The 508-nt window shown below is 72.0% G+C and carries 1 protein-coding gene; it reads left to right on the top strand.

Annotated elements, in window-relative coordinates:
- On the top strand, positions 1–508 hold a 508-nt coding region (locus LQR33_RS24160), incomplete at both ends, for a sensor histidine kinase (RefSeq protein ID WP_231470774.1).

Below are 508 nucleotides of genomic sequence, written 5' to 3'. Positions count from 1 at the left end.
TGCTGCACTACCTGGCGCTGCGGCAGCGCGCGCTGTCGCCGGCGCTGGCCGAGGCGCGCCTGACCGCGCTGCAGGCGCGCATCCGCCCGCATTTTCTGTTCAACAGCCTGAACGCCGCCATCGCGTTGATCCGCTCGCGGCCGCAGCGGGCGGAAACGGTGCTGGAAAATCTGGCCGAACTGTTCCGCGCCCAGATGGCCGCGCCGGAGAGATTGTCCACGCTGGCGCGCGAGATCGAACTCGCCAAAATGTACTTGGCGATAGAGTCCGAACGGCTGGGGCCGCGGCTGACGGTCAGCTGGCGCATCGACGCGCCGCCGGACGTCGAGCTGCCGCCGCTGCTGCTGCAGCCGCTGGCCGAGAACGCCGTCTGCCACGGCGCCGAGCGCGTGGCCGGCGAGGTGGAGATCGTCATCTCCGCCCGCGTCGCCGGCGGCCTGCTGGAGCTGGCGCTGGACAATCCTCTGCCGGCCGACGCCGCGCCGACCGCCGGCAGCGGCATCGCGCT

This window comes from Chromobacterium piscinae, assembly GCF_021129175.1.
Lineage (GTDB): Bacteria > Pseudomonadota > Gammaproteobacteria > Burkholderiales > Chromobacteriaceae > Chromobacterium > Chromobacterium piscinae.
Note: the sequence above shows the minus strand (reverse complement) of the source record. Positions and strands in the feature narration are given on the sequence as shown.